Genomic DNA, 26969 nt, shown 5'->3' with positions numbered 1-26969 from the left:
TCCTCCCAATCGGCCATTGCGCCTCGGTCGACACCTGCGCTTCCTCGCCCCCTGGGCAGAGGCGGGGTATAGAAGCCAATCGCCTAACCGGTAGCGACGCTAAAAAGCAGCGTCACTTGAGCGGCGGTTGGGTCTGTTGATACGTGCCCACGATGCTCCCCTTTGCCAGCACATGACCCTTGGCAGCGTTAAGCACCTCGTCGCGCGTCGCACCCGGCTTGGCGTCCAGCTTCTTGTCCAATGCGAGCACTTGGAAATGATAGTGGTGCGGCGGGTCACCTACGGGCGGCTTCGGCCCGTAATAGCCAACCGAACCTCGGCTCGTTGCTCCTTGGAGCACTCCCTCCGGATCAGTCAACCGTGGCTGCACCTGCAGGCCTTCCGGCAGGCTTGTCACCGAAGCAGGAAGGTTCCAGGCGACCCAATGGACGAACGGCTTGACGGGCGTGGAATCGGGATCTTCCGCAATCACCACGTAGGTCAGCGCGTTGGGCACAGCGTCCCACGCCAGCGGGGGTGAGAGCCCTTCGTGGTAGGCACTGAAGCGCGGAGGCAAGGGCTGACGGTCTTGGAAAGCGGGTGAGTGCACGGCCACAGAGGGAGCGTTTGGCGTGCGCTCCAAGGCCAAAGGAACGCCAGTGCCTGCTGCCAACTGCCTTTCGAGGGATTGCGAAGGGACAGCAGCGGGCCTTGACGGCGCAGCGGCCGCCCCCTTGTAGCTCACCCGGTAAAGGGTGCCGTTAGCGTCATCACCGACCAGCAGCGCCCCGCCGCGGGTAACGCCCAGGCCCACGGGTCGGGCGACATGCCTCTGCCCCCCATCGACTAGGAACCCTGTAAGGAACGGCTCAAATGCCGTCGGCTGTCCGTTGCGAAAACGCACCCTCACCACTTCGTAGCCGGAGGCTGGCTTGCGGTTCCAAGAGCCTCGCATGGCCACGAACGCGTCGCCTCGGTATTCAGCCGGGAACTGATTGCCCGTATAGAAGACCATCTGCATCGGAGCAGCGTGGGCCGTATAGCCCATGACCATGGACTCGCTCATCTGAGCCCACTCGGCCTTCGTGATTTCCCCAGGCGGCGTGCTCTGGGGGTTCTGGCCATCCTTGCCCCAGATGTGCGGCCAGCCATACTGCTTGCCCTTGATGATGTGGTTCAGTTCTTCGGGTTGGACGTCATCGCCAAGGAAATCGATGCCATGGTCCATGCCCCACAACTCGCCCGTCTTCGGATCCCACGCGAACCCGATCGTGTTTCGCAGCCCACTGGCAAAAATCGTCCTGGTTTTCCCGTCGGGCGTTGCGCGCAGCAGCGTTGCATGCTCCGGATTGGTTTCGTTGCACGCGTTGCAAGACGAACCCACGCTGATGTAGAGCATGCCGTCTGGGCCAAACGCCATCGTCCGGTTGGGATGCTGACCACCGTCCGGCAGATCGTTAATGATCCGCTCGACCGCGCCTAAGGACCCGTCGGGATTGATGGGGCCGCGGAAAACCTCGGTTGCAGTAGCCATGTAGAGCTGGCCGTCCCCAATCGCCAAGCCATGAACATTCGGCCGGTGCGTCACTGCCCTCGGGGCCTCATCGAGGACGCCGTCCTCGTTGGCATCCCTCAGCAACAGCACGTCCCCTTGCTCTCGACGGGAGACGTAAAGATCACCGTTGGGAGCAACCGTGATGATCCGAATGTTCTTCAAATCGTTAGCGAGGGTCTTTACCTCGAACCCCTGCGGCACCTGGAGTGCCGCAATCCGTTCATTGGTTGCCGGGACCTTGTCAGGCTTAAACGTATTGACCCGAGCAGGCACATCCGTTCCGTCTCCGTGTTGGGCCAAGACTGGACTGGTGATCGTGCAAAGAAGAGCCGCGTATATGAGGGTCTGCTTCATGGCGCTGATCCGAGGTTAACTGGAACGGGAATCATCAACCGTTCATGATCAACCTGGTGCGAGCGTTATGCGAGTAGAGCGTGAGCCCGTGCCCATGCGCATATGCCTCGCCTACCTCACTCTGGAGGGTGGCTGGTTTTCGCTTGAGCCGTTCGATGTCGCGTTTTCACCGCGGCCGGGCACCTCTTTAATCTGGCTCTGCTGGCCATGGCTATGCCCGCCGCTCGGGTCTTTGATCTGCACGACCTGCCCCTTCTGCCAAGCGTCTGCGCCCGAATCTATGGTGGGCGCAGGGATATCTGCGCGGGCCTTCCGCTTGTCCTCACTGCTAACGCCCAGCCGGGCGTCACGCTGGGCCACCATCGCGGGGTCGGCTTGGCCATCCGCCGTGAAGCCCATCATCAACTGGGGCATGCCCCGCGGCAGGTCCTTGTCCAAGTCGGTGTGCCAGGTGTGCCACGCTTTCCCATACGTGCGGATAAGCTTTTCCATCAGCTCGTGCTCGGCAATCTCAGGAATACCAGGCGCAACCAGCTGGCCTGATTTCACTTCATGAACGTGGCTGTGCCAAAGGGCCTTTTCCTGCGCAGGGAGCCCGGCAAACAACGTTTCACTGATGATGTATTCCACGCCCATCAGCTTGGCGTCTTTTACGTTGCCGTCGTAGATCGTGCATTGGATAACGTCCTCGTTGAGGATCGAGCAGTAGTGATGGGCTTCCATCTGCACGTCCATTTGGCCGTTGTAGAAATGGAAGCCGTCCAGGTAGGCGTTGATGGCCTCAATGGGCGGCCGGTCCTGCAGCACCGCCGCGCCGGTCTCCAGAGCCTTGGTCTTCGCTGTTTCCTCGGCCCCAGGGGCTTGCACGCTGGACTCTGTGTTCCCGCCTCCGCAAGCGGTCAGAGCGAGGGCGGCTGCGGCGGACAGGATGGATCGATACATGTTGGTTTGCTCCAGATGTTGCATGGCGGCCAGGATCAATCGTCCTGCGCCCAGCGGGCCAGGTTTTGCTGGATCGTGTTGATGTCCGCCCAAGGATCTTTCCTGCGTCGAGCCAACTTCGCCGGCACGTCCTTCATGGTGAAGGCATCTGCGCGGGTCAACTTGGCAAGCTCGCTCCAGGCGATGGGCATGGCCACCGGCCCGCCCGGGCGGCCGCGTAGGGAATAGGTCGCGACAGCGGTCGCTCCGCGGCCGTTACGCAGGTAGTCCACGAAGATGCGTTTGTTCCGCAGGCTCTTTGTCGACGTGGCCAAGAACCGGGCGGGCTCGGATTGTGCCAGCGCGTCCGCAAACCCCTTGGCAAATCGCTTGGTCAGGTCCCAATCGCAACCCGGGTTCAACGGCACGACCACATGCAACCCCTTTCCTCCCGACACCCGCAGGAACGACTCTAACTCCAGCTGCGCGAGCAGCTTGCGGATGTCCACGGCGGCCTTCTTGACTTCAGAGAACGGCACGTCCGGGCCCGGATCAAGGTCAAAGACCACGCGGTCAGCCCTGTCCGGCGCTTCCGCGCGGCTGCCCCACGGATGCAACTCGACTGCGTTGAACTGAACCAGCTCAAGCAGACTTGCTGCATCCCTGACCACCAGATAGTGGGCGTTGATGCCGCTGTCCTCTTTCAGGCGAACCGAATCCACAAGTTCCAATCCCGCCGTGTGGTGCTTCTGGAAGAAGCACGGTTTAGCGGTGCCACTCGGGCACCGGATGATCGACAAGGGGCGCCCAATGATCTCGGGCAACAAGTGGCCCATCACAGCGGTGTAATAATCCCACACGTCCTGCTTGGTGGCCTTGATGTCCGGAAAGATCACCTTCGTCGGACTGGACAGCGTCGGCGGCGTGCGCCCCTTAGCCACTGTCGAGGCAGTGCTCGGCGTTGCGGCGCTCTTTAGCTGCTTTCCAAAGCTCTTAAGCCTAGGAGGGTCGACGTGCTTGTTGCCCAAGGCACTGCGGTCCGAGTCGGCCAGATCGGCCACGTCCTTGTCCCGCCTGATGGCCTTGAGTGAGGATTGCCGGAGCAGTTGCTGTCCTCCAATGCCGCGATAGAAAACCTCCACCACGAATCTCGGTTCGAACCACATGGCCGAGCGAAGGTCGGTGTCCTTGGTCGGAACGTAGGCCGTGGGCGTCTTTCCTCCGGCTCGGCCGATCAGCTGATTGACCTCTTTGAGCAACTCATCGGAGAAGCCCGATCCTACTCTGCCTACGTAGAGCCAGCCGTGCTTCGGGTCAGGCTTGGCCAAGAGCAGCGACCCGAAGCCCGACGGGCTGCCTTTGGGAGCCGTGTAGCCCACCACGGCAAACTCATCGCTGGCGAGCTGCTTGGTCTTCTTCCAATCCTCGCTGCGGCCCCCGTGGTAAGCCCGGTCCGCACGCTTCGAGATGATGCCTTCAAAGTGGCGTTCGCCTGCCAGCTGGTAGGCCGATTCTCCATCGCCGTCTATGTGGGAACTGAAGGCCAAGTGCCCTGGACTCCCCTCCAACAGCTCTTGGAGGAGTTTCTTGCGCTCCAGAAGAGGTGCATCGGCTACATCTACACCATCGATGTGCAACAGATCGAACAAGGCATACGCCAACGTGCCCTGCCGTTCGCCCGAGAGGGTGGCTTGGAGGAGGTTGAAGTCCTCTTTCGTGCCGTTGCCGGCGATGAGCTCTCCATCCAGTGCCCCAGACTTCAGCCCAAGGACTGCAACGGCATCCCGGATTTCGGGAATCTTTTCGGTCCATTCCAAACCATTGCGTGACCAAAGGCGCACTTGGCCGTCGGCGATGGTGGCCAGTATGCGGTAGCCGTCCCACTTGATCTCATGCACCCAGTGGTCACCTTGGGGCGGAGCGTCACCAAGCTTTGCCAACTGCGGTTCGAAGGGCCCGTCTGGCGGGGCGGCCTTCCTGGCCTTGGTCAGCCCGGCGGCCTTCTTTGCCCAATCCTTGCGACGGCCCGTTTTTGGCAATGCGATGGCTGTGAGCTTTTTCTTTTCCGCCTTGCCGGCCCCTGCCCGCTTCAGATCATCTGGAGGCGGCGCGGTGACGTCACCTAACAAGTCATCTGCCTCCACATCGCTGGCGAAGGCATCGTCCTCTTTGAACAGGAGCCATTGCGGCTGCTTGGCTGGCTTGCCGGACCGGACCAGGTGCCAACCGCCTTTGAGCTTGTTGCCAAACAGCTCGAAACGTAGATGCCCCTTGGCCAGTTGGGCCTCCGGATCACCGGAGGTTGCCCACACTCCGTGATCAAACTGGGCGACGTGGCCGCCGCCGTATTGTCCCTTGGGAATCTCACCTTCAAACCCGGCGTAGTCCACGGGGTGGTCTTCGACCTCCACCGCCATGCGCTTGACCTTCGGGTCGTAGCTGGGCCCCTTTGGAACGGCCCAGCTCTTGAGTGCGTCCCCGACCCGGAGCCGGAAGTCGTAATGTCGGCGGCTGGCATGGTGAAGTTGAACCACGAAGATCGCCCGTTGCCCTGATGGCAGCGCCTTCCCTGGCTCGGGCTCCTTCGTCTTGTCGAAGCTCCGCTTGCGGCGGTATTCGGTGAGGGACATGCCCTACTCCTGGCTACTTGCCAAGGTGCTCACGCACGGCCGCTGCAGTTGGGCCAACGGCTTTGACGGCTGCGCGGAGCTCATCGCCACTGACGCCCAAGGCCTTGGTCCAATATTGAAGCTCGTAATCTTCGTTGACGTTGATGCGGTCGCGGTCGGGGCTACCGGAGTTCTTCTTGTCGTCGGACATGGTTTTCTCCTCATCTTTACCAATGTGACGGTTTCTGGGGGGCCGAAATCACTGCGCGGACAAGGCTGGCGCCGGGACAGACGCTGCGGAGCGAGTTATGGGGGTCGTATAAGCCAACTCGCCTGCCGCTGCGATCACATCCAAGAGGTCACTTGCCCCAGGGCCAGCCGACTTCCGGATGCCGATGAATTGGACCCACGCGCCTTCGACCTCCACTTCTACGCCGGAAAGCGTTGCGGACTGACTAACCAGCATCCGCAGGGTCTGAGTCCAGGTCTCGCACGGCGCCCCATCAAGCTGGACTACAGTTGTGCCGTCGCCGACGTAAAGATCTGCCATCTCCAACCGAGTCACACGGGGCGTGGCGGCCCGAAACTGTGGGTATGCGCTCATACCGGTCTCCTATCAGGTTGAAGAGGACTATCCACCGCGGAGAGGGCACGGCGCGTCAGCACAGCGTCAATGGCCTGTCAAATCGCGGGAAGCTCAAGCAAACACATTGCCAAGCGGTGGGGTGGTCTACTCTGGGCCAGTCGATCATCGTGTGGCATGGGATTAAAACGGCCGTGAATGCCCGGGCTAAATCAACCAGTGAACAAAAGCGTCTTTCCTCATCATGGACGTGACGGCTTGGCACGCCCTGTATCTGGTCTGGTTGGGTGCAGGAACCCTTGATTTCTGGCTGCATAGAGCCAGTGGTATTGAATCCACTTCAGGGCTGCGAGAGTCCACACTGCACTTGGCTCAGATCGCCGTTCTCGGATTAGCCACGATCCTGTGGCTGAGCTTTCGATCTTCGCCGGCGTTCTTCGCCATGCTCCTGGCGTTGGTTCTCCTGCACGCAGTTGCGGGCTACTGGGACACGCGCGTTGCCTACCCCAAGCGCGCCATCCGGCCTCTGGAGCAGCACGTTCACAGCATCTTGGACATCGCGCCGTGGATCGCTGCAGGGGCCATTTACTGGGCGATGCCCAGTGAGCCCTACGGTCCCCTTTTGACGCTGGAACCAAAGCCACCGGCCTTGTGGCTGTTCGCCCTTATGCCTGCTCTGCTCCTAACCGGCCTACCGGCTGTCTATGAGTTTTGGCGTTGTTGGGACCACCAGCACCGTTCGGCCGGTCGGAAGGCGAAGAAACCTTCCGACAGGACGTCATGACGCCGGGGCTTACTTCTTGCCTCCACTCCTGGCGTAGCGTCGCGACCCATGAATTCCTGTGTGATTTCCGGCAGATGAGCGGCCAGCCACTCCGCCATCGCTTCATCCTGCACTAGGATTTCTCCTCACAAGCCTATGCTGTTTGGGCCTTACCCACCGTCTTCGCCGCAGCCATGAGCGCCGTGTAAGAAGCGATTTCAAGGTGCTCAAAGGCGTAACCGGCCACCGCCTCCTTCACGATCCGATTGGATGCAGGCCCACTCCAACGGCTCTCGCGGGCAGGACACAGAAAAAGTATGCGTCTCAGGAGTTAGGGGATGAGGATTACCTTACGGCATTCCTCCTCCTTACGGTCAAAGAGTTCATAGCCGCGCACGGCTTCCTCGAGGGGAAGACGGTGGGTGATGATCACGCCCGGGTCTAGCGAACCTTCGCCAATGTAGTCCAACAGCTCTGGCATCAGACCCTGCACATGCGTCTGGCCCATCTTGAAGGTCAGTCCCTTGTCGAATGCATCGCCCAACAGGAACCCATGCAGGTAGCCGGCGTAGACGCCGGGAATGCTTACCGTGCCGCAGCGCCGCGTGGCCGCGATGCACTGGCGGATCGCCACGCCACTGCTGCCTTCCACTTTGAGTGTAGTCAACGCGGATTCCAGCGCGCTGCCTTCGGCTTCGAAGCCGACTGCTTCGATGGACGCGTCTACGCCCCGCCCATTCGTTTGCGTGATGATGTATTGCGCCGGGTCTTCGATCTGACTGAAATCAACTGGGGTCACGCCGTAAGTCTCCGCGGCGAATGCCAGGCGGTATGCCAGATGGTCCACCATGAAGATCGTCTCAGCACCCAACAGACGACAGCACGCGGCCGCCATAAGCCCGACGGGCCCTGCGCCAAAGATCGCCACCGTAAATCCAGGTTTCACGCCTGCGTTGATCGCGGCTTGGTAGCCGGTGGGTAGGATGTCCGACAAGAACAGCACCTGTTCGTCAGGCAGCGCATCTGGCACACGGAGCGGCCCCACATTTGCCTTGGGCACCCGCACGTATTCAGCTTGCCCGCCCGACACCCCGCCGTAGAGATGGCTGTAGCCAAACAGTGCCGCCGGTGGGCGGATACCCTTCTGATTAACCGCCGCGCCCTTACCTGTGTTGGTGGTCTCACAAGCCGCGTGTTCAGCCAGCTTGCAGTGGAAGCACTCGCCGCAAGCGATGACAAACGGCACCACCACGCGGTCGCCCGGCCTAAGATCCGTTACACCACGGCCTACCTCCTCCACGACCCCCATGAACTCGTGGCCAAGCACGTCACCGGTGTGAAGGTCCGGAATCTTGCCGCGGTAAAGGTGGAGGTCCGAACCACAAATGGCAGTCGCGGTGATACGCAGGATGAGGTCATCGGGCGCCGCCAAGGTGGGATCTGGGACGGTATCCACTCGAACGTCCTTGCTGCCGTGGTAGGTCAATGCGCGCATCGGGGATTCCTCGTGACGTGAACGATGAGACCACAGATACCGGTCCCGACGTTCCACCGCAGTGACTGGGATGTCGTGAACGTGTGGAACCCATCCAAACGTCGCGCTCATGGCTACTGGCTCAGCATGGGTATGACCCCAAACGCTGGAGCGACCGTTGACCCAGCTACCTCTTAACCCTGGTTCCGACGCGGCTGACCAAGAAAAGGCGCGCTCAGCCGAAAAGCCTCGTAAGGATGACGCCACCTGGAAGGACAAGGACATACCGGAGGCGGAGCACACCGCGACACCCGAAGACTACGGGCGGCCGGCGAAGCCGTGAGCGACGCAAGTCGACACCCTTTTTTCAACTCAGGAGAAACATATGGCCTTGATCCATTCGATTCTAATGGGCGCAGTAGCCGGGATGCGCGCGATGACCCCTTTGGCTGCGGTGACGAACGCCGCGCGGAGCGGCAACCTTCCGGCCGATAATGGGGCGCTGCGCCTCCTGTCCAACAACGTCGCCTCGGCAGGCATGCTTGCATTGGCAGGGGGTGAGCTTATTGGCGACAAGATGAAGACGGCCCCCGACCGGATCGTCCCCGCAGGCATGGTGGCGCGCATTGCCACAGGGATGATTGCCGGTGCGGCTTTGGCTCCCTATCGGCAGCGAAAGCTAGGCGCGCTGCTGGGCGCCGGCGCAGCGGTGGGAATGGCGTATGTGACCTTCGATCTGCGCATGCGCGCGATTGCCCGCTATGGCCAGACCAGCACCGGGGCCATGGAAGATGCCATCGCCGTGGGAAGTGCGGCACTGATCACCCAGGCTGCAAGGGGACCCAAGCGGAGAGGACGTCGCTGATGAAACAAGAAGAGCAGACATCGATCGGTCGGCGGTGCTGGGCAATCGCAGAGGGCTACATTCCTGCCTGGAGCAACGGTCCGGAGCCAGAGCTGCAAAGCCATGAAACCTGCTGCGTCCTCAACGCGGGCCCGGTTGATGCTCAGGTCACTCTGACACTGTATTTCGAAGATCGCGAACCACAGGGCCCTTACCGCTTTACCGTGCCCGCCCGGCGAACGTGTCACAAACGCTTCAACGATCTTGAGAGCCCCGCAACAGTGCCTCGGGGCGTGGGTTTCTCGTGCGTCATCGAATCGGATGTCCCGGTGGTAGTCCAGCATACGCGACTGGATTCGCGCCAAGCCGCGAACACCATCATGACCACCATCGCCTACCCTCTCTAACCATTTCGCTTTTCTCAAGACCCTACACAACCCGTCGACATCGCTGGGGCGCGACGTTTACTAGCGCAACTGCACACTGGCTGTTCCTCCACGCCCCAGAGGCTCAACCGATGCCCGTGCCCAACTATCCCAAACCGCCGTTCAAGGCCCAGCAGCAGTCGTTTCCCGGGAAGACCGACAAGCTCGACCCTCGGCCAGACCACGGCGAGGAAAGCTACGTCGGCCACGGCCTGTTGAAGGGTAAGAAGGCCCTAATCACCGGCGGGGACAGCGGCATTGGTGCTGCAGTGGCCATCGCCTACGCCCGCGAGGGCGCCGACGTGGCGATTGCGTTCCTTGAGGGCGAGGAGAAGGATGCCGCCAGCATTGGCGCTCTGATCGAAGCGGCGGGTCAGAAGGCTGTCCTGTGTCCCTGCGACATCAGCGATGACGCCCAAGCCGAGGCGCTCATCAAACAGGTTACGACCGACCTTGGCGGCTTGGACATCTTGGTCAACAACGCTGCGTATCAGCGCTACTACGAGTCCTTCGACGACATCACCTTGGACGATTGGCGCAAAACGTTCGAGACCAACGTGCATGCCGTGTTCAATCTCACCCGTCTGTGCGTGCCGCATCTGGAGGACGGTGGTTCGGTGATCAACACCGCCTCAGTCAACTCCAAGAAGCCCACGCCCAACATCCTCCCCTATTCAGCGACGAAGGGCGCCCTAGCGAACCTCACCATCGGCTTGGCCGGTCTTCTCGCAGAGAAGGGTATCCGAGTCAACGCGGTGCTGCCCGGCCCGATCTGGACGCCCTTCATTCCCGCCGGCATGGCCGCGGAAGAAGTTGAGCAGTTTGGCAGCCAGACGCCGTTCGGTCGACCAGGTCAGCCAGCCGAGCTCGCTTCGGCTTACGTGATGCTCGCGGCAGATAGCGCCAGTTACACCTCCGGCGCGCTGCTCACCATCTCCGGCGGCGCTGTCACCCTATAACGCCTTTGGCTCCCTCCTCCCCCAAGGACTCCAATGACTTCTCGCAACCAATACGACATGCGGAACCCGCTTACCCAGTTCCCGCAGCCCACCTACCCGACGCAGGTTCAGACTCCGCCGGGCACCGTTCATAAGCTGACGCCTGCCGCCGACCATGGGGAGAAGAGCTACGTGGGCCTGGGCCGCATGAAGGGCCGAAAGGCGCTGGTGACCGGCGCGGATTCCGGCATTGGACGTGCGGTAGCTATAGCTTTTGCTCGGGAAGGCGCAGATGTCGCACTGAACTACCTGCCCGAAGAGGAAGAAGATGCGGCCGAAGTGGTGGCGTTGATTGAAGCCGAAGGCCGCAAGGCGATCGCCATCCCTGGAGACCTTCAGGACGAGCAGTTCTGCAGCGACTTGGTGGCGAAGGCAGTCAAAGGTCTCGGCGGACTGGACGTGCTGGCCAACATCGCCGGTAAGCAGTTGGCCGTGGAAAAGATCGAGGATCTGACCACCGAGCAGTTCGACGCTACTTTCCGAACCAACGTGCACGCGTTGTTCTGGGTATGCAGGGCCGCCCTTCCGCATCTACCTGAGGGCGCCACCATCATCAATACTGCGTCCATCCAGGCCTACCAGCCCTCGCCCAACCTGTTGGACTATGCGCCCACCAAGGCCGCCATTGTGAATTTCACCAAGGCCCTGGCCCAGCAGGTGGCCGAGCGTGGCATCCGTGTCAACGCCGTGGCCCCGGGCCCGATCTGGACGCCTCTGCAGCCGGCCGGCGGCCAGCCGCCAGAAGCCATTCCAGAGTTTGGCTCGAAGACCCCGCTCAAGCGTGCAGGCCAGCCTGTGGAAATGGCCCCGGCCTATGTGCTGTTGGCGACACAGGAATCGAGCTACATCACCGGTGAGGTGATCGGCGCCACCGGCGGCATGCTGCTGCCGTGACCGCTGGGCCCGAGGATGCCCGCAAGGTGCCTGTGGAGCGGGACGCGGACGGGTATGTCCCCATCGACTCTTACGCCGCCGTTGGCGATGGGCGCTCCAGCGCGCTCATCGCTCCAGATGGGAGCATTGACTGGTGGTGCGCCCCTTGCATGGACGCTCCACCGTTGCTGGACCGCCTGCTGGATGCCCCGGCGGGCGGCCGTTTTGTCCTGCGAGCCTTGGGCGCTCAGCAGGTCAAGCGGCGCTACCGCGACAACAGCAATGTATTGGAAACCCAAGTCCGCACGGCTACCGGCGTGGCCCGCGTGACCGAGTCCCTCAACAGCGGCCCAGCTGGAAGGTTGCCTTGGTCAGAGCTGGCTCGGCGACTGGAGGGCATCGAGGGCGAAGTGACCTTCGACCTGCTCTACCAGCCCGGAACCCGGGCCGGAACGTGCACGCCTTGGATGAGCGACACTCCCAATGGGTGCGTCCATCACGCCGGCCCCGTAATGACGATGCTGCGCTGTTCCGAGCGGGTCCGGATCGACAACTGCGACGACCGCGAAGTGCGCGGCAACCTCACCCTGAGTGCCGGAGACCGAGAGGTCGTGGCACTGCTGGTCTCCCAGGACGAAGTGCTCCCGGTCCCACCCCTGGCCGACATCGATACCCGTATAGATCGGTCCGACCGGGAGTGGCGTGAGTGGGTGGACGATTTGCACTGCCATGCAAGCCGCCACGCAGAGGTCATCCGATCAGCACTGGCTTTAAAGTTCCTGTGGTTCGCTCCGACCGGCGCCATTGCTGCAGCGGTGAGCGCCTCGCTGCCCGAACGCATCGGCGGGGACAAAAATTGGGACTACCGGTATGCCTGGGTGCGCGACGCGGCCTACGTGATCAAGACCTTTCTCCGTGTGGGCGCCCTGCCTGACGCCAAGGCAGGCTTCAGCTGGTTGATGACCACCATTGGCCGCCATCGCCCTGGTCTTGCCCCTTGCTACACGCTCCGAGGCGACCGGGTCGAACAAGAACGCTACATTGACGTGCCAGGCTACCGCAACAGCCAGCCCGTGCGCGTGGGTAACACCGCCTCCGACCAGCTGCAAACCTGCGCTTACGGCGACGTTCTAGAAATGGCGAGCAGGATGATCGACGCTGGCCATATCCTCGATCCCACCACGGCTCGATTGCTGTTTGAACTGGCCGACGAGTGCGCCGACAACTGGATGCGCAAGGACAGCGGCTTCTGGGAACTGGAAGATGCGCAGCACTACACCATGTCGAAAGTGGAGTGCTGGATGGCCCTGCGCCGTGCCTGCGAGCTGGCCGAGCGAGGTCACATCACCACCGCCCGTCTGCCGCGCTGGCAGCGCGAGAAGGAGCGCATCTTGGCCTGGGTCGACGAGCACTGCTGGGATGACGCAAAGCGGAGCTACGTGATGCACCCCGGCACCGACCGTCTGGACGCCAGCCTCATGTTGGCCTCACGCTTTGGCCTTGCCGACGTCCGGCGGGAGCGCTTCATCTCGACCCGAGAAGCCATGCGGCGCGAATTGTCGGATGAGAGCGGGGACCTGCTTTGGCGCTACAGCGGCATGCAGGAGTGCGAGGGAACGTTCATCAGCTGCGCGTTCTGGATGGTGGAAGCCTACGGCCTGTTGGGCGAAGGAGTCGAAGCCACTCGGTTGTTCGAGTCGTTGCTGGCCCGGGTGCAGAACGACGTGGGTCTGATGCCGGAGATGTGGGACCCGCAGGCCGAGCAGGGTCTGGGCAACACCCCGCAGGGCCTGAGTCATCTGGCATTGGTGCACGCTGCCTACGCCCTCGATGGCGAATAACGTGAACGCTCGGCTGTGGTCCCAGTCGAGCGAGCCCGGGCGACCTTAGGGCGCGACGCGGACTGGGGTGCCTATATCTTCGCTTTCTTTACAGCGGATTGAGTGACCTTCTTTGCGGACTTCTTGGTCGAAGCACGCTTGGCGGGCTTCTTAAGGACTTTCTGCTCAGCCTTGACTGCCTTCTTGGCCGGCTTGTTCGCGGACTTCACAGAACTTTTTGCCGGCGGGAACTTGGACTCCGGGTGCGCTTTGGCCCAAGCCCTACCCTCTGCAGATTTCGCCCAGGCAGCGAAGACCTTGGGCGACAGTCCCCGCCCCGTCCAAGTCTCACCAGTCAGCAGGCGGTATTTCGGTGCGACCGAACCGAGCTTGCGCCCCTTCAATGAGCCCTTTGGGGTAGTGGCAGTGCGTCTGGACGGGGCCTCTACCGTCTCCCCGATGATCTTGGCCACCTGCCGGCGCTGGGCAGGGTTAAGGACCTTGGCGTAGCGCTTGAGCACAGCCAGAGCCTTGGGGACTTCTCCGTCGCGCATCTCTACCCGCTTCTTCGGGGCTTCCAAGCTTCTAATTTCTGCGTTGGGCGATTTGAGCGTTGTGAGGCCAAAGGAGGCGTCCTTCTACGTGAAACGAGATTCATAGCCCATTTGGCGCGCACTCGGATGTCGTCATCTCGGCCAGGCAAATCCTGCTTGCTGTAAATTCTGCCCTGATAGGAGCAATCCCGCTTTTTCATGGTGAATCGAGGCTACGCACTATGACTGCTGAACAGGCCGCTCAACCACCAACCCATTTCGCAAATCCAAAGCACCACGCGCCAAAAGTGATTCGGTCCGCCCCACCAGAACGGCACGCAACTGCGCGCTCGTTGTCCGGAAGCCAAGCCGGCGCGACACGTGGAGCGCGACTTCGTCCAATGACGCGCCCAGGTTCTCGCGCACCAGCTCCAAGATCGCGACATCCATCTCCATGGGTGGAAGCAGTTCGGGGCGCCGCAGACCCAGGGACTGAACGTCGCTTCTGTCACGCACTCGAACAGCGCGACCGGGCCACAGGAGGAACTCCCCGTCCTGCAGCACAAGATCGTCTTCAACTGCCCTCCGGATTCCCTCATCTACCGCACTCTGGATACGTCCTCCGGCTCGTTGCAAGCCCCATAGAGATCGGATGCGCACAACGACCTCTGATCGATGGATTGGGCCCTCGACTTGAACCACGTCGCGCACAAGAGCTGCCATCCGCATTGCGGGAACTGCATGCAGCTCCTGCTGCTGGCTTGGCACCGCGAAGTTAGCTTCCACATAAGGATCGGTGTCGGGTAACTCGTCAGAGCTAACCAGACCCACTTCGACGAAGTCGTCGTGGTCCACGCTCTCGATGTTGACTGGAACGGCGCGCGACCGAGAGACCATCTCTGCCTCAAAGGGATCCGGCTCCAGTTTTGAACGCTCGATGACGCGCACCAACGCATCAAGTTCCGCGGCAGGCCTGAGGAACCATTCCGCACTCCATACCCTGTGGACTTGCCAGCCCTTATCGCGGAGCGCCTGGTCGCGTAGACGGTCTCGATCGCGCGCACCGTTGGCCCTTCGGTAGGAGTCTCCATCGCATTCGATACCAATGACGTAGCGCCCTGGCTTCTCCGGATCGGCGATGGCGATGTCGACAAAGAACCCGGCCACGCCCACATGCATATGAAGGTCGTAGCCACGAGCGATCAGCGCTTTGGCAACCTCCTGCTCAAACGTCTTCTTGCGTTCCTCGACAGCTTCATTTGCGATATGGAGACGCCCCGTGCGGGCATAGTGCAAGAACAGCTTGAGTGCAGCGGTGCCCTTACCCTTGCCTCGACTAAGATCAATGTCTTCATCGGTGATGGACGAAAAGACCTCACATCGTTGTTTGGCGCGACTGATGAGCACATTGAGACGGCGTTCGCCGCCTTCGCTGCTGACCGGACCGAAGTTCATACTCACGCCGCCGCGCGCATCTCGGCCATAGCCGATAGAGATGAAGATGACATCGCGCTCGTCGCCCTGGATGTTCTCCAAGCTTTTGACGAAGAAAGGCTCGTGGGCGTGCGCCGTGAAGAAACCTTCGGTCTCAGGGTGTTGGCGACGCAGCAGTTCCACTTCGTCAAAGATTGCGCGCCGCTGCTGTGTCGAGAAAGCGGCAGCCCCCAAGGTAAGATGCGGTGTCGTTTGTGCGTGAGCAATGACCGCCATGGCAACCGCCTTCGCCTCGCGCGCGTTGGTGCTAGTGCCACCACGATCGTAAACGGCGTCGGGCAGGTGGTGGAACCGCAGACCCACTCCCGCCTCACTCGTGTAGGGGCTTGGCACGATCAGCAGCTTGTTCTCGTAGAACTGACTGTTAGAAACCGCGATTAGAGACTGGTGGCGGCTTCGGTAGTGCCACTGGAGCATTCGGTCCGGCAACCCACGCGCCAAGCACAGGCCCAAGATACTCTCCACGTCGGCAGGCGCTGCGGACTCATCCACAGGTGTGGACGAATCGCCCAGAGCTCTTGAGAAGAACCGCGTGGGCGGCAATTGACGCTCGTCCCCTACGATGACAAGTTGCTTGGCGCGGGCAATGGCACCCAAGGCGTCGATTGGCTGGACCTGACTTGCCTCGTCGATGACCAAAAGATCAAATTCCACTGCCCCCGGTGGTAGAAACTGCGCCACCGACAGCGGACTCATCATGAATACTGGCTTGAGCGCCTGGATGGCAGGCGCCGCCGACACCATCAGTTGGCGAATGGGGAGGTGGCTTCTCTTCTTCGCCATCTCGCCGAGAATCACCGCCACAGGGCCCGCGGCCCCGCTCTTCGACGGGATTCGTTCGCGATGCGAGCGCGAAACCTGCCGCCGAGCCAGGTCAATGCGGCTTCGGTCCAGCTCGCAGAACGACTCAACAATCTCGGTCTGCTTTTTGCCGTCGAACGTCGCCAGCTCCGGGTCTCGGGCCACCATCGCCGACAGAACCGCCTCGTAATAGGCTAGATCGAACGTGCCGCGAGCCTCGTCGGCAGCCAGCGAGCCGGTCGCCAGCGCATCGACGAAGTTCTTCAGTCCACGTCGTTCGGCCACATTTGCTTGAGCGATATAAGCAACCCATTGCGGGAGACCTTCCGGATCTGCTTCCCACGCTTTGAGCTGGACTATCGCGGCATTCACGGAGACCTCAGCGGGATCCGACACGACCTCTTCGTTACCCGCAAATCGCAGGGCAGTGAATAGCTCAGAAAGCTTGATGCCCAGCCTTTCAGCTTCCTCAAGCTGATTTGTCGCCTGCTCGATCTTCTGCTGGGGGTCAGCAGTCCGCGAGGCCAGCACCCTCAAGTCAGTGTGGGTAGTCATCCAGAGACAGGCTTCTTGGAGCGCAGCAGCGTCCGAGGCGAGGCCTAGCCACAGGTCACCGAACGCGGCTTTACCTTGCGGATCGATTTGAGCAAGTGCGGCAAGTGCTGCCTGAGTGCTGGTGAGAGCGTCGATGCGTTCGATGGCCAGTGACACGGTCAACGCCTTGGCGTCATTCAGCGAATCGCACGCAAAAATGGCCTGCCCGAACGGGACCATGTCGTCCAACAATCGAAGCAGCGGAACCCTCGGAAGCGAGGACTCTACCGCGCTCCACAGCATCTGCTTGCTGGTGAGCAGTGATTCGTGTATGGGAGACAAAAGCGCCTGAACTTCGGCAAGCCCGGGGACCAAACGAGCCGCCAACTCAGCCGCCAACCCCCTGTCACCAATAGCAGCAACTTGCTCGCGGGCGCCCAGCCCGAGCGGGCGCATGCCGCGCATCCAAGCTACTACGCCCCTCAAGAAAGCAGTATCAGAGCGATCACGCTCCCAGTTAGCACCGAATGCCTCCTCGCCCTGAGCATTGCCCTCCTCGACCCGACGAAGCGCCGCCTGTGCGTCAAGGAGCTTGTCCAATTCTGGAAGCAACTGATTAGCCGGCAGCTTTGGATTTCGAAGCTGCGCGCGGACCAGCCGATTCGCGGCGCGCCACTCGCCGCTTACAAAGCGGAAGAAACTGCCACTGCGGCTTGCGATTTGTAGCCGGGCATCCTCAAGGTCAGCGGACCAGGCAGACTCGCGGAACACCCCGCTGAGTTCACGGCGGGCCGTCTGGACTTGCTGCACCCAATCAACCAGGTTCTGGACCGAGTCAACGCCTCGCTCCCAGATACGGGCAACTAAAGCATCGCGATCGATCTGCGGCGCTGAGCTAGCCCGCTCCGCAAGCGCACAGACATGAGCCATTACCTCAAATGTCAGCGGTCGCTGCTCCCCTAACAGTTGGGCTAGCCGGGCTAGGTCAGAAGCCATTCCCGACAGCTTCTGGTGCGCATCGCGCATCGCAGACAGTTCGTTGCCTAGGACGAAGTCTCCAGGAACATTCGACAAGTCCTGCCTCGTCTGCCCCCAGTCCTGTTCAAGTGCGGATTCGTCTGCAAACTCGTTACAAGTTTGGCGCAGCTCCTGCGCCCGCCGGACATCTTCGATGAGGCTTTCGGGGCCTGCAGGCGCCTCCCACGAGGCGTCTGCGAGTGCGTCGGACCCGAGGGGCGGTGCCGTCAGCAGAATATTGGCTCGGTCGATTCCGGCTTGTGGCGCGTCGAGGCGGTCGGAGAACTGAAGATCGAGCATGCCTGACAGCTCAACGACGCGTTGCCTCCAGTCCTCCAGTTTATTGGCAAGGTCAGCGATCTCCCGAATCAACCGGTCCCGATCGTTCGGCAGGAGAGCCTCATTCTCCACACCGGCCCAGGCGTGCTGGTCGGGGATGCCCATGGTGAGGACGCGGTCACACAAATCCTGAAGCAGCTTCTGGTTTTCTCCCACTCTGTCCCACGCCCACTCGAGCGGCGAATCGAGTCGGATGCGTGCTGTGACATGCCCCTCCCGACGCAGCCGAACAAGGTTGCCGAATACTTCGTAAGGCGTCAGTTTCGACGGCAGCAGTTCTTGGTGTAGGCGCAAGGCATGGGCATTAAGCAAATCGCGTCGCTCAGTGAGCTGACGAACGATAGGGCCGCTGTCCTCATCGGCCAGTGGGCTCAAATTCCATGTCAGTCGCAGTTCTTCGAGCAGGGCTCGCTTGTTCGCCTTGTTGCTGTGAAGCTCAAGACACGCTGTGCCAAGGCGAACTTGGTCTAAGCGCCTCTTCACAACTTCCAGTGCCGCCAGCTTCTCCGCCACGAACAACACGCGCTTCTTCTCGGCGATCGCCCCAGCAATAATGTTGGCGATGGTCTGAGATTTGCCGGTGCCCGGAGGCCCTTGGACCACGATGCTGCGCCCCTTGAGCACATCATGGACGACGAGGGACTGGGAGCTGTCGCTGTCGACGACATGGCGCATATGCTCCGGGTTAACAGTAGCGTCAATGTCCTCATCGTTGATCGAAATAGCCGCGCCGGGGAAGCCGTCCGAAACTACGCCACGAAGTGCGGGGAGCGCTTCCAGGCCACCGGACTGCTCCCAACTCACGGGGTCTAGATCTCGATACATCATGAACTTAGCAAACGAGAATAGGCCTAAGACCGCATCGTCCGGAACAACTGCCCAGTCAGGCTTGCCCTCAATCAAGGCAGCCACCTTGGACAAGTAGTCATCGATGTCGAGGCTCTCGAACTCGTCGATCTCTGGGAGCTTCATCTCAAACTGACGGTGCAAGAAAAGCTGAAGCGACAGATTGGCGACGATCTCGTCACCCTGCCATCGAAGGTGGAATTTCTCGCCTGCGTTGCTGCGTTCCAAGGCAACGGGCACCAGCACGAGGGGAGCATACCGGTCGATCTTAGGCGTGGTCGGCGCTCGCCATTTGAGGTAGCCGATTCCGAGATAGAGCACGTTGATGCCCTGCTCTTCCTGAAGCGTGCGGGCGTCGACGTAAAGGTCTAAAAGCCGCTTCTGTAGGCCGGTCGGCGTTAAGCGCGTCATCAACTGGGCATCCCAGTGGCTGACTCGGCGCCCTTGCTCGTCCAGCTCTAGGTTCGGCTGCGCCAAAAGCTCAAGGTCGTCCGGCTCATCCTCGAGAAGCGTGAGGTCAACTTCAGCATCAACAGCGTTGACCTGAACCCGGATGGCCAAATCGGGCTGATCACTTTCCTCGCCAACGGTATCGTCTACTGCCGTCTTTGGGTCAGACCTGCCAGCGACGAAGGTGAAGCGCTTCCCGTCAACGACGAGCGTCTGATACATCGCTCGCGCGAGCTCATTGACCACTTCGACCGTCTTGGCGTGGCCGGACCTGGGGACGTTCAGCAACCGGTTACGGGTCGATAGGTCCAGCAGCTCCAGGCGGGCGCGGTTGACCTTGTCAATTAGCGAGCCTCGCTCCCGGAGCACAGACCCGCTCTCCGGAGCGTCGACCGTCCCTTCCTCAAACGACCTTTCCATGTCTACCCCCTATGGCCCGGGACTGGGCGCCAGAGCTATAGTGCCCCCATCTGGGCCGGCCTTCCAGCCGGCCAGCGAGGGGACCCATGGAAGGCCTACGCCCGACGGAAATACACTGGGTTATCAGCCACTATATCGGCGTGTCGGGCGGCTACCTTGGCGATTTCACCTATCAGGCCCACCGCGAGTTCTACGCCGCTTACTGCAACCTAAAGGTCGATCCCGAAGACTACCCGGGCACCACGCGCCAACGCTTCTTGGCGGTGCTCTCTTCCGCCGATCCGCAATCCCAGGCGGCGATAGTGCGAGGCGTTGCCCGTCGGTTCCCGGTGGGATCAGAGGTCCAGCGAACCCAAGATGCACGCGACAAACTGCTTGCCATGGCGAAACGCTGCAGCCAAGTAGCCGCCGTAGCGCCGACGTCGCCCAAGTTGGCCAGCGAGCTGGTTCGCCAGGCCTTGGCCGACGCTGCATCACTGCTGGAGGTGCAAGGCCCAGTGAGCGCCTTGGATCGCGTTCACACAGCCCTCCATGGCTATTTGAAAACGGTATGTCGATCGGCAGGATTGGACATGGCTTCGCTGCCAACGGATCCTGGAGTCACTCAGATTTTTAAGCTGATGCGTGAGCACCACCCCGCGCTGCGCGATATGGGCGTCCAAGACGACGCAATGCGCAAGATCATCTTTTCCATAGGCAACATCCTCGATGCGCTCAATCCACTGCGTAACCGTGGAAGCCTTGCTCATGCCAATGATCAGCTGGTCGAGCGCGATGAGGCACTACTTGTCGTCAACCTTACTCGCAGCATCATCCAGTATCTAGACAGTAAAACGCAGAAACACGGGCCAATAGGTCAGGATGACAGTGTAGCCGGAGGCGACTCTGTTACTTAGCCAACTGCTGGAGTTTAAGGTGTGCAGAACGCCGGTGAAGCTGAAAGGCACTTCATTGAAGACCAAAATCAAGCGTTGCCACAGCGCCTGTGACAGCCTTTCTTGCCAATACTTGTTCGATTGGAAAAGCTGGAATCGACCGCGTTGACCGGCTGGCCGGAAGGTGGCTACCGCGGCGATTACATCGAAGACGTGGCCAGGGCCTACCTGGCCGGTGCCACATCCCTGACGGCAAACTTTCTACCGCCCTCCGCAAGAGACAGCTAGCATCCGAGGCAAATCGCTGAATAGAGGCTGCTGCCTATTCAGCCACCACCCACCCTGATTTCCAGTCGCTCGCGGCCGAGAATGCGAAAGACGGCACCGTATCACCTGAGAGGAACGGCGGTCCGATCCCACGCCCGCTTCGCCCAGCCCAGCACGACGGCGGGCACCCCGATGACTAAGGGGCCATAGAGGTAGGCCAAGTAGAAGGCGACCACCGCCAGCTCGCCATAGACCGGATGCTCCGAATGCGTCCAGCCGAACCAGCCGCAGCCCAAAACCGCGAGACTTCCCGCCGCGCCTCCAAGCAGTACACCCTTCCAGAAACCTCCGCTGCGGAAGACGGGAACATGGCCAGTCCGAAGGTGCCATGCCCATACCTGTTGGGCACGAACATGAAGCGCGAGGCAGAAGCACAGAAACCCAAGGATGAGCACGCCGCCCGAGCAATACACTACGCCGAGCAGTTGCTTGCTACTGATTGCCTCGAGTCCACCGGCCACCAGGAGTAATGCCAGAGGACCCAAGATGAGGGTCGGCAGGATCATTGCGGCAGGCCCGGAGGGCGGGCTCAGCCGCTGTGAGACGGAATAGTGGTTCATGCGCTGTCCTTACTCTATGGAACGCTGGCCGGCGAACAGCCGGCCAGGTCGAAGATGGCCGCAACGCGGGTGCACTAGCCCGCCGCGGTCCCTTGATCCGTGACTTCGAAGACTTCCCAGCCCTCGCCCGCCGCCCGGAACCGCACCCGAAGGTTCAATCGCATTTCCTTGGGCTCAGGTGTCGTGGGCTGGCCTCCGATGACACCTTGGGCGTCCACTGCGCCGGTCACCCGACACTCCTGGTCCCCGTTCGGCCTCCCTTCGCAGTCCAGCTTTAGTCCACTCGCCTCCTTTACCTCCAGACGCCACGACCGCTGCAAGGTCGCCTGCTGTCCTTGGTCGGTGTAGAACCGCTCGACCGCCTTGACCGCGTCCTGCTTGCTAGGACCGTGCGCTCCACTGCACGCCGAAAGGAGCAACGGAACGAGGCAGGCCGACATCCAACTCTTCTTTGAAACGCGCATCAGGATTCCCCTTCCTTCTTTTTCTTGGTCAAGTCCACGCCGATGACTTCGTTTCGATAGCCCACCTGGACCCGCTCTACATCTACCTCCGCTCGGGGGCCAGCCTGCTCGACCCAAACGCGTTTTACGGAGAAGATGACCAAGTCGTCCCTGGCATCTCTTCCCTGTCGGAAAAGACCCTGGGCCTCGCTCTCGCTCATGCGAATCGGAAGGTGGTATCGCCCTGCGTTCTGCGGCGTCCAGCTTGTCCGCTGGCTTCGAGCGCTGCTCGGCCGGAACCCGTCGCCGGTCACCCCGCTGACCTCGAACCCGTTGATCCAAGGAATGGGGACGTAGATATCCAACGTGCCGCGGGCCCGGTCATACGTGGGATGTGGGTCAATGTTGGGACGAAGAGCGAACCGCTGGGTATTGCGGAAGCGCTCTTCTCGAGCATCGAACGCCGCACCATACTTGCGCTCGATCGCCTCGGTCTGTTGGGGTGTAATCCCGTTCGGCCCATGCTGCTTCGTATCGATCAGCCACTCCGCATAGAGGCACTTTTCCCGCTCAGACCTGGACAAGCGGTAGGTAGACCGTGCCATCGCGATGAGCCGGGCATCGCACGTCTGCGCCCCACCCGACCCCGTCGACGCCAGTCCCGCGCGGACATGCTGTGCCCCGGCAAGTGTGTCTTCGTCTCGATCCCAGTAGGTCCCTGCAGGATCCCTATAGGGGCTCTTGCTCGCTTGGGCCGAGGCTTGGGGCCCGCTCGCAATCGCCCGTCCGATCTGTCGGAGCAGGCTTGCCCCGTCCTGTGCCTGCACCGCCATGCTTGCGGTCAGAGCGAAAGCGCCCGTGACCACCGCCCACTGCTTCTTCATACCCCGCTCCTTTGGGTTGCGACAAACTTACGTGTCACGTAGAGTCTACCCGTGGCGTAAGGGTTCAGTCATCCTGTCGGCATGCCTGCATTGCATCCGTTCAGCCTGTGAAGCCCGCCACTCCCGCCCCACGGGACGTCGTGGCCGCGCGCCTGCGCCAAGCCCGCGAAATCCGGGGCATGAGTCAGCGCGAAGTAGGGATTCGGATGGGACTAGACAAAATCGCAGCGTCTGCCCGAATCTCTCGATACGAGTCGGGAGCCATGTCAATAAGTCTAGAAGCGCTATTCGAGCTCGCCGAAGCGCTGGAGGTGCCGCCGGCTTTCCTGTTAGCCAGCAGTCCGAGCATGGCAGGCGCCATCTTGGCTCTAAACGGTGAAAGCCAGGATCAGCAAGACCACTTGGCGCAGGTTTTAACCCAACTGACCAAAGTTCCTCTCCCGGCAAGAGAGGAACTTATTCGCAGGCTGCTTACGGCGCCTGCGGGCAAATGAAGCTCCTCAAGTAAACGCAACGGACGAAAAACGATTCCATCGAATGGAGCTGCTGACCGTCGGCGGGGGCACCCCAGGTCCGTGGCAACCTAGCAATGCGTATCCCTAGCTGCGATCCAGTCCATCCAACCGGATTGGCCAGCCACAGCGTCGGCCCGCAACTGCCCAGGACCCGAAAACAGACGGAGCATTTCCGATTGTTCCCGCGTTTGAGGGAAAAACGGGCCATCTACTCCGTGCAAGAAATGGTCGCCTTGGAGCGTGTCGCAAGTGCTGCAGTGGTTGGCCCAGTAAACCTCTCCGAATCGATTTGAATGCCCTGGCCTGAGCCATGGAGCCATCTCTCTGAGGTGCCTGACTGTTTGCTCGTCGAGCCCTTGGATGTAGCGAAGCACACCTGCTCCACCGTCCATAGCGCATTCATGACCCCCATCCTGCTCTTCAAGGTCGACGAAAGAGGGAACCCACACCGCCGTCACAGGTGTATTGCTGAGGCACTTCCAGCGCTTGGCCGTGGCTTGGAGCAGAACATAGCTAGGGGCAGTCAATGTGAGTCCGGTGGTCACGCTTCAACTTCCTCTCAGGGCTTCCGCCTCGCTCATGGCGACAAATCGTCGCAGCACCAGGGCACCAGCGGACGAGCTCCAATGCCGGGGCGGTCACGTCGCCGAAGAGTAGATGACTGCCGTGCCGCCGTCGCCGGCCTGCTTTACATACCAGAACACCCGCCTACGAGCCCGGGTGACGCCCACATAAGCCAATCGAAACGCCTCGTCAGTGGCGGCGTCATCGTAGGTGTAGCGAGAATACATGCCACTGGCAGCATAGAACATGTTTCGGATCGGGTATGACGCCCCTGGCGCGCAGTCCCCGACCATGACGGCAATGTCCGCCTCCAAACCCTTTGCTTGGTGGTAAGTGCAGATCGTCATGCCTGGATAGCGACCAGGCGGAAACGCACTTCTTAGCCTGTCGCGCATGTCCCCGCTGCGGGTCATCACCATTACCTTCTCGGTCGACTTCAGCTTCATTTCCAAGGCCGATCTGTAGATGGAGGAAATCTCGGGAATCAGGAACCGGACCTCCTCTTCTCGGGACATCGCCCCTTCTTTGTTCGCGTATTGCCGCAAACGAACCCCATGGTCTCCAGGCAGCTGGGACACCTTGGGGTCACAACGCTTCGCAACCTTGACGCCTACCCGGTCAATGAGACGCTCCGCGTCCACGAGAACAGCAGGAACAGAGCGGAAGTTTGCCGTAAGGATGAGTTCACCCGCCGGCCCTAGCGCCTTATGTGTTCGGAAGTAGTCTGCGAACTTGATGAAAAGCTGCGGTGCGCTGCCCCGCCAACCATAAATGGATTGCCAATCATCGCCGATGGCCATGATGCTGACCGCCTTGCTTGGGTTGTCAGACAGGAGACGTCCCTGCATCGCTTTCAACCAGTTGGCGATCTGCGGAGAGATGTCCTGGAACTCGTCTACCAAGAGGTGGCGGAGGCCACCTAGCCTCTGAGCGTTTAGTCGAACGGTATCTGCGACACCTGTTAGGGTCAGAAACGCTTGGTTGTAGGTATGCAGCTTGTGTTGCTCCATCTCCTTGCGCAGATGCGGCCAAAACAGGCCAAGTGCCGACAGGAAGTGAGCGTTGACGTCAATGACCTGTGGTGCGGGCAACCGGTTGATCATCTGGGACACTTCAAAACCAAGGGTCTCGATGAACTCGCCTTGGGAGAAAAGTGCTTCGTAGATCAACGCCCCTTTAATCTCTCCATCCAGCTTTACTGGGAAGACCGGGGCATCAGAAGGCAGGCAATGATCGTAGGGCTCGCTCAGAACCTTCTGACGCAGCAAAAAGTTCTTCAGATCAGATTCCGACTGAATGAGTATGTATGGTCGCTCCGCATACCTCGACAGTATCGTCTTCTTCTCCCACTGGGCCTGACCTAGGCTAAAGTCGTTGATCCCTTTGACGACCACGGGCATTGATCGCTCGCGCTCATCGGAGGACGGCGGAAATCCGAGCACCACAGGGGTATTGGTCACCTTCTCGACACCGCTTGCATACAGCTTGTGGGTGCCGAGGGAAGCGGGGATTTCGATGGGCCCAGCCTCAACGCCTTCGAAGGGCCAGCCATGGCTTTCCCAAAGGCGCTCCAGCATCTCTCTAACGGCGTTATCGCGCTTTGCCGCGTAGTAGATCCGGCCTTGCTTGAGATCCTCTCCGGCCCTATCGAGGGTCGCAACGGCAAGTTGCGATCGCACGATTGCCAAAATGCTGGAGCGAAACTCTTGGCTCTGGCTAAACAAGGAGCCATAGGCCTCCCTTAGCACAGCCGCTTGCGCGTCATTGAGCCGCGAACCGATGATGGGATTGTCCACATCCACATCCACCTCCTCTGCCTCCAAGTTCGGGTCCGTTCTATCACCCAGAAACGTGAAGAGCTTTCGACCAGGCAAGGAGGTTTCGGCAAGGCCGCAAAGGACGGAATGGAACGTCCTCACGCGACGATTGGCCCATTTCTCCGAGATCTCAGAACCGCGCCAGAACCCGAGCACTTTCCGAAGCGACTGCCTCAGATCGTGGCAGGACGCCCGGGTGAAGGAGATGACGGTGAGCTCATCGTCGCGCACCCCTAGGTGCTCCAACATGAACACTACGCGTAACACCAGGGTTGTGGACTTCCCCGATCCTGCACCGGCGGAGATACAAGTGGCAGGGTGATCAGAAAGAATCATCCGCCACTGCTCATCTGTGGGCAGTCGAACGATGCCCGCAGCCACTGCAGCAGCCACTTGGTTGCGCATCTGGGCTTCGACCGCCGCTACTGCAAATGGAGCGGGTCCGTAGATCCCAGGATCCGACCCTTTAGGCGGTCCGGCCGGTGCGTCTTCCACCTTGTAAACCAGCTGCCCTTCCTTGAGCCCTTCCGACCACCCTTCCGCTCGCCCGTCTGCAAAGCCGCGCCGGCGACCTTCCTGGAACGCGTGACTAGTGACCTCCTGGATATGCTCGCGTATCAGAAATGCCAGGAACTTCACGGCCGATGAGTGGATCCATTCCAAACTTTTGGCTACTACAGACGACATTGACCGGACGACTCCCAAGCTTTTTCCCGAGCGTAGCAAAACGAGAATGCGAACCGAATGCTGACGTATTATTGACGCTGAATGACAACTAAATGGCTCCAGTAGGGGCTACGGAGCCTTTATTGCGGTTGCTAGCAGCTCAAGATGACCGCGCTTATTGATTTCAGCGAAATGTTCGCCGATGATCAAGGTCGTGGCAGAATCAGGCTACCGGGCTGTTCCGGCGTTGAAAGGAAGCAAACGTGGCTGAAATGAATGCAGAGGTCGCCGGAGAGATTCGCGACGCAGCGCGCTCAAGCGGAAGCATTGTCGAGCTTCGCGAGCGGGTGGACAGAGAGATCAAGAATCACGCACAGCTTGGGCTGAGCAGCTTCGACATGTTTCACTCTCCCGTGTATGGAGAGGTCCTCTATGCGGCACTGATCATCCAGCTGAAAGAAGATGGTTTCGGCGTGGAGACTAAGACCCCAAACGTCAGCCGAGTCACCTGGTAACTCCGTTTCTCTGTAAAAGTGCCCCGTCTTGACGGGGCTTTTTACGTCGATCCTCGCCAACACGGGCAACTGCTGCGATCCTGGCCTTTAGGCTTGGCGGAAGGCCCACTCGCTTACTCCCCACGCTATCTTCTGAGCCATAAGCCCACCTAGAGAGAAAGAGACGGCTTG

General features: G+C 60.7%; 19 protein-coding genes and 1 pseudogene. 9 read left to right on the top strand and 11 right to left on the bottom strand.

What is annotated here, in order from left to right; all coding sequences use genetic code 11:
• Positions 1–112: 112 nt before the first annotated feature.
• From RWO33_RS00615 to RWO33_RS00600, 4 genes are all read right to left on the bottom strand, one after another.
• Entirely contained in the window at positions 113–1888 is a 1776-nt protein-coding gene (locus tag RWO33_RS00615; RefSeq protein ID WP_314100973.1) for a YbhB/YbcL family Raf kinase inhibitor-like protein, read from the bottom strand.
• A 111-nt stretch (positions 1889–1999) separates the two neighbouring features.
• Positions 2000–2869, bottom strand: coding sequence for an OBAP family protein (locus tag RWO33_RS00610; protein ID WP_314100972.1), 870 nt, complete (start codon positions 2867–2869; stop codon positions 2000–2002).
• Complete coding sequence (gene ligD / locus RWO33_RS00605; RefSeq protein ID WP_314100970.1) at positions 2866–5439, bottom strand: DNA ligase D; 2574 nt, start codon at positions 5437–5439, stop codon at positions 2866–2868. The genes RWO33_RS00610 and ligD overlap by 4 nt, the downstream gene beginning before the upstream one ends.
• A gap of 13 nt (positions 5440–5452) precedes the next feature.
• A complete protein-coding gene (locus tag RWO33_RS00600; RefSeq protein WP_184123616.1) occupies positions 5453–5629 on the bottom strand; it encodes a DUF3606 domain-containing protein in 177 nt (58 codons plus the stop codon).
• A 616-nt stretch (positions 5630–6245) separates the two neighbouring features.
• On the opposite strand from RWO33_RS00600, the gene RWO33_RS00595 reads away from it, so the two are divergent.
• Positions 6246–6785 carry a hypothetical protein gene (locus RWO33_RS00595; RefSeq protein WP_314100967.1) on the top strand — a complete coding sequence of 180 codons (540 nt, stop codon included), beginning with the start codon at positions 6246–6248 and terminating at the stop codon, positions 6783–6785.
• A gap of 14 nt (positions 6786–6799) precedes the next feature.
• Here RWO33_RS00595 and RWO33_RS00590 read toward each other — a convergent pair.
• Positions 6800–7035 (bottom strand): annotated as a pseudogene (locus tag RWO33_RS00590) (DUF892 family protein); the annotation flags it as partial.
• Between the two features lie 60 nt (positions 7036–7095).
• Positions 7096–8259 (bottom strand): zinc-dependent alcohol dehydrogenase, encoded by a 1164-nt coding sequence (locus RWO33_RS00585; protein WP_314100965.1) that lies wholly within the window; start codon positions 8257–8259, stop codon positions 7096–7098.
• A 364-nt stretch (positions 8260–8623) separates the two neighbouring features.
• On the opposite strand from RWO33_RS00585, the gene RWO33_RS00580 reads away from it, so the two are divergent.
• The 5 genes from RWO33_RS00580 (at position 8624) to RWO33_RS00560 (ending at position 13219) form a co-directional block, all read left to right on the top strand.
• Positions 8624–9103 (top strand): DUF4126 family protein, encoded by a 480-nt coding sequence (locus tag RWO33_RS00580; protein ID WP_314100963.1) that lies wholly within the window; start codon positions 8624–8626, stop codon positions 9101–9103.
• On the top strand, positions 9103–9489 hold the full coding sequence (locus RWO33_RS00575) for a sensory rhodopsin transducer (RefSeq protein ID WP_184123621.1): 387 nt from the start codon (positions 9103–9105) through the stop codon (positions 9487–9489). Before RWO33_RS00580 ends, RWO33_RS00575 begins: the two co-directional genes overlap by 1 nt.
• 110 nt (positions 9490–9599) lie before the next feature.
• On the top strand, positions 9600–10466 hold the full coding sequence (locus RWO33_RS00570; RefSeq protein WP_184123622.1) for an SDR family oxidoreductase: 867 nt from the start codon (positions 9600–9602) through the stop codon (positions 10464–10466).
• Between the two features lie 33 nt (positions 10467–10499).
• On the top strand, positions 10500–11399 hold the full coding sequence (locus RWO33_RS00565) for an SDR family oxidoreductase (protein WP_314100957.1): 900 nt from the start codon (positions 10500–10502) through the stop codon (positions 11397–11399).
• Positions 11400–11425: 26 nt separating this feature from the next.
• Complete coding sequence (locus RWO33_RS00560; protein ID WP_314101048.1) at positions 11426–13219, top strand: glycoside hydrolase family 15 protein; 1794 nt, start codon at positions 11426–11428, stop codon at positions 13217–13219.
• 71 nt (positions 13220–13290) lie between these two features.
• Here RWO33_RS00560 and RWO33_RS00555 read toward each other — a convergent pair whose 3' ends face one another.
• A complete protein-coding gene (locus tag RWO33_RS00555) occupies positions 13291–13779 on the bottom strand; it encodes an H-NS family nucleoid-associated regulatory protein (RefSeq protein ID WP_314100955.1) in 489 nt (162 codons plus the stop codon).
• 192 nt (positions 13780–13971) lie between these two features.
• Entirely contained in the window at positions 13972–19632 is a 5661-nt protein-coding gene (locus RWO33_RS00550; RefSeq protein ID WP_314100953.1) for a DUF3320 domain-containing protein, read from the bottom strand.
• Positions 19633–19718: 86 nt separating this feature from the next.
• Between RWO33_RS00550 and RWO33_RS00545 the strand changes: the two genes are divergently transcribed.
• Entirely contained in the window at positions 19719–20528 is an 810-nt protein-coding gene (locus tag RWO33_RS00545) for an abortive infection family protein (protein WP_249832724.1), read from the top strand.
• A 368-nt stretch (positions 20529–20896) separates the two neighbouring features.
• Here RWO33_RS00545 and RWO33_RS00540 read toward each other — a convergent pair whose 3' ends face one another.
• Both RWO33_RS00540 and RWO33_RS00535 read right to left on the bottom strand, forming a co-directional pair.
• On the bottom strand, positions 20897–21394 hold the full coding sequence (locus tag RWO33_RS00540; protein WP_314100949.1) for a hypothetical protein: 498 nt from the start codon (positions 21392–21394) through the stop codon (positions 20897–20899).
• A gap of 463 nt (positions 21395–21857) precedes the next feature.
• The gene (locus tag RWO33_RS00535) at positions 21858–22721 is read right to left on the bottom strand and encodes a hypothetical protein (protein WP_314100947.1); all 864 of its coding nucleotides are present in this window, start codon (positions 22719–22721) and stop codon (positions 21858–21860) included.
• 107 nt (positions 22722–22828) lie between these two features.
• Here RWO33_RS00535 and RWO33_RS00530 point away from each other — a divergent pair, with 107 nt between their 5' ends.
• Positions 22829–23215: a helix-turn-helix transcriptional regulator gene (locus RWO33_RS00530; protein WP_314100944.1), complete on the top strand. Its 387-nt coding sequence runs from the start codon at positions 22829–22831 to the stop codon at positions 23213–23215.
• A 659-nt stretch (positions 23216–23874) separates the two neighbouring features.
• Here RWO33_RS00530 and RWO33_RS00525 read toward each other — a convergent pair.
• The gene (locus RWO33_RS00525; RefSeq protein WP_314100942.1) at positions 23875–26256 is read right to left on the bottom strand and encodes a UvrD-helicase domain-containing protein; all 2382 of its coding nucleotides are present in this window, start codon (positions 26254–26256) and stop codon (positions 23875–23877) included.
• Positions 26257–26546: 290 nt separating this feature from the next.
• Here RWO33_RS00525 and RWO33_RS00520 point away from each other — a divergent pair, with 290 nt between their 5' ends.
• The gene (locus RWO33_RS00520; protein WP_314100939.1) at positions 26547–26798 is read left to right on the top strand and encodes a hypothetical protein; all 252 of its coding nucleotides are present in this window, start codon (positions 26547–26549) and stop codon (positions 26796–26798) included.
• Positions 26799–26969: the final 171 nt, after the last annotated feature.

Origin of the sequence: uncultured Stenotrophomonas sp. (assembly GCF_963519925.1) — a bacterium.
Lineage (GTDB): Bacteria > Pseudomonadota > Gammaproteobacteria > Xanthomonadales > Xanthomonadaceae > Stenotrophomonas > Stenotrophomonas maltophilia_AE.
This window is presented reverse-complemented; position numbering and strand designations above follow the sequence as displayed.